The 4,461-nt window shown below is 64.8% G+C and carries 6 protein-coding genes; 2 read left to right on the top strand and 4 right to left on the bottom strand.

The window, feature by feature from the left end; genetic code table 11:
* Nucleotides 1–130: 130 nt before the first annotated feature.
* Entirely contained in the window at nt 131–1,006 is an 876-nt protein-coding gene (locus tag E8A12_RS06390) for an isocitrate lyase/PEP mutase family protein (protein WP_293367086.1), read from the bottom strand.
* A gap of 78 nt (nt 1,007–1,084) precedes the next feature.
* Nucleotides 1,085–1,510: a nuclear transport factor 2 family protein gene (locus E8A12_RS06395; protein WP_293367087.1), complete on the bottom strand. Its 426-nt coding sequence runs from the start codon at nt 1,508–1,510 to the stop codon at nt 1,085–1,087.
* Between the two features lie 157 nt (nt 1,511–1,667).
* Here E8A12_RS06395 and E8A12_RS06400 point away from each other — a divergent pair, with 157 nt between their 5' ends.
* Nucleotides 1,668–2,546, top strand: coding sequence for a LysR family transcriptional regulator (locus E8A12_RS06400; RefSeq protein WP_293367088.1), 879 nt, complete (start codon nt 1,668–1,670; stop codon nt 2,544–2,546).
* Nucleotides 2,547–2,632: 86 nt separating this feature from the next.
* Here E8A12_RS06400 and E8A12_RS06405 read toward each other — a convergent pair whose 3' ends face one another.
* Both E8A12_RS06405 and E8A12_RS06410 read right to left on the bottom strand, forming a co-directional pair.
* Nucleotides 2,633–3,388, bottom strand: coding sequence for an SDR family NAD(P)-dependent oxidoreductase (locus tag E8A12_RS06405; protein ID WP_293367089.1), 756 nt, complete (start codon nt 3,386–3,388; stop codon nt 2,633–2,635).
* 201 nt (nt 3,389–3,589) lie between these two features.
* Nucleotides 3,590–3,736: a hypothetical protein gene (locus E8A12_RS06410; RefSeq protein ID WP_363211677.1), complete on the bottom strand. Its 147-nt coding sequence runs from the start codon at nt 3,734–3,736 to the stop codon at nt 3,590–3,592.
* Between the two features lie 304 nt (nt 3,737–4,040).
* Here E8A12_RS06410 and E8A12_RS06415 point away from each other — a divergent pair, with 304 nt between their 5' ends.
* A complete protein-coding gene (locus E8A12_RS06415) occupies nt 4,041–4,385 on the top strand; it encodes a hypothetical protein (RefSeq protein WP_293367090.1) in 345 nt (114 codons plus the stop codon).
* Nucleotides 4,386–4,461: the final 76 nt, after the last annotated feature.

Here is a 4,461-nt window from a genome sequence, read left to right on the forward strand (position 1 = left end):
CTTGCTCCCGCCGTCATCTTGGGCGCCGTCAAGCGCGTCGAAGGCTCCCGCGAGGTTGATGCCGGCGCTATCGAAGGGGACATTTGTTCTCATCGGTTTCTTGCTCTCGTGAAATGGAATTCAAATCCGCCTATGCGCGGGTCGGCGCGCCGGCGGCGTAGCGCACCTCCATCGCATCGAACGTGGCCTGGCCCACCAGCCGTTGCCGCTCGGCGAACGAGGTGACCATCCGCTCGTCGAGCACCCCCGTCGCCTTGAGAGCCCTCAACGTCGTCTGCATTCCGTGGATCGCGGCCTGCAGCGCCGCGTTGGCGTAGAGCACGAGCCCAAAGCCCATCTCGCCCGCCGCCGCCGCGTCGACGATCGGCGTCTTGCCGCCGAGCACCATGTTCAGCATCTGCGGGGCCGGCAGCAGCCTGGGGATCGCGCTCAGGTCCTCCAGGGTCTGCGGCGCCTCGACGAAAGTCATGTCGGCGCCCGCCTCGATGTATCGGTTTGCGCGGTCGATCGCCGCTTCGAAGCCTTCGACGGCGCAGGCGTCGGTGCGGGCGATGATCACCATGTCCTGGCGACGGGCGTCTGCCGCGGCGCAGACCTTGCCGACCATCTCCTCTGCGGAGATCAGCTCCTTGCCCTCGAAGTGGCCGCAGCGCTTGGGCGCGTGCTGGTCTTCCAGCTGCACGGCGGAGGCGCCGGCCTGCTCGAGGGTGCGGATCGTATGGGCCACGTTGAGCGCGTTGCCGAAACCGGTATCGATATCGACGATCAGGGGCAGTTCGACGACGCCTCGGATGGCCAGGACGTGCTCGGCGATCTGGCGCAGATCCATGAACCCCAGGTCCGGCAGACCGAGGTCGGTGTTCGTGAGGCCGGCGCCTGTCAGGTAGACAGCCTTGAAACCAAGGTCCTCGATGATCCGGGCGGTGAGCGCGTTGGGCGCCCCCGGCAGCAGCACGCCCTTCTCGTCGCGAAGCAGTGCGCGCAAGGTCTGGATATGTGACGTCATGATCTTTGCTCCTTCGGAGGCCGCCGGCTCGTGCAGGCGGCCTCGCGGGACCGGAAACAGCGCAAACAGCAGTGCGCCTCAGCCGATCTGGTTCTCTTCGAACAGCCGGGCGACCATGGCGGAGTCGAGGTAGGCGCGGACGCGGACGATCACGCCGTCCTTGAAGTCGACGACCCAGCAGTAGCGATTGTCGAAACGCATGCCGTTCTTGGCCGTCGCGAGCGAATGAAGCTCAACCACCGCCTCGTCGTCCTGGACGATCAGGTGCTCCACGTGGAGCTGCGCGCCCTGAGGCAGGACCTTGGCAAGCTTGGAGAAGGTGCCCTCGATGAAGGCCGCCTTGCTGGGGTAGTGACCGGCGAGAGGATGGGCCCCCATGACCGTCCAGTCGACGTTGTCGGCCACGTTTGTGAAGAAGGCGGCGCCGTCGCCATTCTCCAGTCCTTTGAAGATGTCGCGAACGCGGTCGGCGGTGATCGCTTTGGCGGTGGTGATCGGGGTCATCGGAAAGTCTCCTAAGATCAGCTGCTGGCGCGGGCTTGCGCCGTGAGGGCCGCTCGTGAATTCGGGGTGGGCGGGCCTTCCAACCCAAGATGGACGCGGCCCTTTGAGACTTCCAATATATATGACAAGCGTTGTTCATCGTTTTTGGAGATGATGCATGGAACTGCGCCACATCCGTTACTTCCTGGCGGTCGCGGAGGAGCGTCACTTCACGCGAGGCGCCGCCAAGGTTGGGATCGGGCAGCCCCCGCTCAGCCAGCAGATCAAGGACCTGGAGGTCGAGGTCGGGGCGTCGCTGTTTCACCGCCTCGCGCATGGCGCGGAACTCACACCGGCGGGCGAGGCTTTCCTGGACGTTGTGAAGGAGATGCCGGGGCTGGCGGAGCGGGCGACGAAGGCGGCGCGGCGGGCGGCCCGCGGCGAGACGGGCTCGCTTCGCGTAGGTTTCACCGCCTCGTCGGCCTTCAACGCGGTCGTGCCGGGGACTATTCGAGCCTTCCGCCGCGCCTACCCCGAGGTCGACCTTACTTTGGAGGAGGCCAACACGACGCGTCTCATAGCAAGTCTACAGGACGGCTTCTTGGATGCAGCGTTCCTACGGCCGGGCGTCGTCGGAAGCGAGGCGTTTCAGCTCCGCCTGCTCTCGGAAGAGCCGATGGTGGTGGCGCTGCCGGCCAGCCATCCTTGCGCGGCCGGCCAGGACGTCGATCTGTCGGATCTGAGGACCGATCCGTTTCTATTGTTCCCACGCCCGGTCAGCCCAACGCTCTATGACAGTGTCATCGGCGCATGCCGGAACGCCGGCTTCGATCCCGTGATCGGCCAAATGGCTCCGCACATGGCCTCGATCATAACGCTGGTGGCCGCGGAACTTGGCGTCTCGATCGTACCGGCATCGATGAGCCAGCTGCAGGTCGCCGGCGTCGCCTATCGCGCGATTGCGGACGAGGCCCCGATCACTCGGCTAGCACTGGCCCACCGCCGCGGCGAGACTTCGCCCATCGTACGCAACTTCGCCGCACGGGCGGTGGCCTGAGCAATTTGCCGCCTGCCGTCCGGAGCGCGTGCGCTCTTGGATGAGCATGGGGTGCTGTCAGGTTGACGCCCCGCGTTCGCTGCCGCCTAGAAATTCTCGCTCCACGGCCGCAGATCCAGCTCCAGCGTCCAGGCGCTGCGATGTTGATGGTGGAGCATCCAGTAGGCCTCCGCGATCGCGTCGATGTTCAGCATTCCGTCGGGACCTCGCTGGTCTTTGAGGTCCGGGCGACGCGACAGTAGCCGCTCACCCTCGATGCCGCCGTCGATCACCACATGACCGACATGGACGCCCTGCGGTCCAAATTCACGGGCCACGCTTTGCGCCATGTTCCGCAGGGCGGCCTTGGCGGCAGCGAACGGGGCGAAATTCGCCTTTCCCCTCAGGCTTCCGCTGGCACCCGTGAAAATCAGGCTCCCGCCGCCATTCTCGATCAGAACTGGCAAGGTCGCCTGGGCAAGCTGGAAGCCTCCCAACACATGCTCGCGCCAGTGGCTCTCGAACTGTTCCTCAGTGACGCCGAGGAAGGGGGAGGGTCGGTTGCTGCCCGCGTTGTGCACCGCCACCGCCAGCGGCGACAAATCCTGCGCCGCCGCGACGAACCGCTTCACGTCACTCGCAACCGAGCCGTCGCCGACCACGCTGACGACGTTGAGGCCGTCCGCCTCCAGCGCCTCTTTCGAAAGCTTCAGCTTGGGGGCGTTGCGACCGGCGATCACGACTGGATAGCCGCCTTGGGCGAACCGTCGCGCAATGGCTGCGCCCAAACCCAGGGGGGCGCCCACGCCGACCACGAGCAGGCTGCCCTTGGGGAGGGTCTTTTCGGGCAAGGCTTGGCTCAAGATGAAAGTCCTCCAGCGCGGTGGCGATGGCGCCAAACATGCGCGACATTGAACAGATAGGTGGATCGGGGTGACCGCGTAGGCGCGACGCCGTCGATTTCCGCTGCAAGCGACCACAGAATTGTTGAGGCGATTGAGCGCTGTCCGGTGGCGTCGCGTCTTGCAACTAGCCTCCCCGGCGATGCTGCCGGGTCAGCCCCGTCAGATGGCTTTTTCGGGCGCCTGCAGCTCACCCTCAACTGTGCGCCAGATTCCCAGCGGATTGGCGGCCTTCAGCGCCTCGGGCAGCAATCGGTCCGGAAAACCCTGATAACAGACGGGACGTAGGAAGCGCTCGATGGCCGCCATGCCGACCGACGTGAACGACTGTCGGATGTCGCGGGAAAGGGCCCGCCATGGATCGTGGCGTACGGTTGGCGGCCCACGCGCGCCCAGGAGACATCGCGCAGAAATTGCATTGCGGGCGCCTATTTAGGCAATACTGGCGGCAGCTTCCGGAAGCTATGCTGTTCACCGACCAACGTTTTTGATTGCGACCGCCTTCGCAAGATTTCAGGGCGCGTGGCCACTGCGAGGAAGCAACCTTGGCGCGCCAAGCAGAGCCTCATCGCTTTCGCCTTACGTCGTGTGTCAGTTGGCTGAGGATTCATCCATGCGTAGGCCTACAGTTTTCGCCACTTTGGGACTGTCGATCGCGAAGCTGAGGGCGCCGGTCGCCGGCGCCGCGGCGGCGGCTGTGTCGCTGATGGTGGCGAGTACGGCTTCGGCGGCGATCGTCACCGTGACCATTGACGGAACCGTCACCGAAGGCTTCGACAATTTCCACACCTTCGGAGGCGGCAATCTGGCCGGGGACGCCTTCCAGGCGGTGTTCACCTTCGACACCAGCGCGCCGGCGGTATCGCAAACGAATTCCCAAGTCACCTTCATTTATGGAGGCTCGGAGATTCCCATTGTCTCGCCCTCGCTAGGAGCCTGCCCCCGTAATCAGAATTGAAATATTTCCGAGGTGGATCCTTGCGCAGGGGAGCTCGTCCCAGCATCGAACTTGCGACTTCACCCCCATCCGATCC

Source organism: Phenylobacterium sp. (genome assembly GCF_004799395.1).
GTDB lineage: Bacteria > Pseudomonadota > Alphaproteobacteria > Caulobacterales > Caulobacteraceae > Phenylobacterium.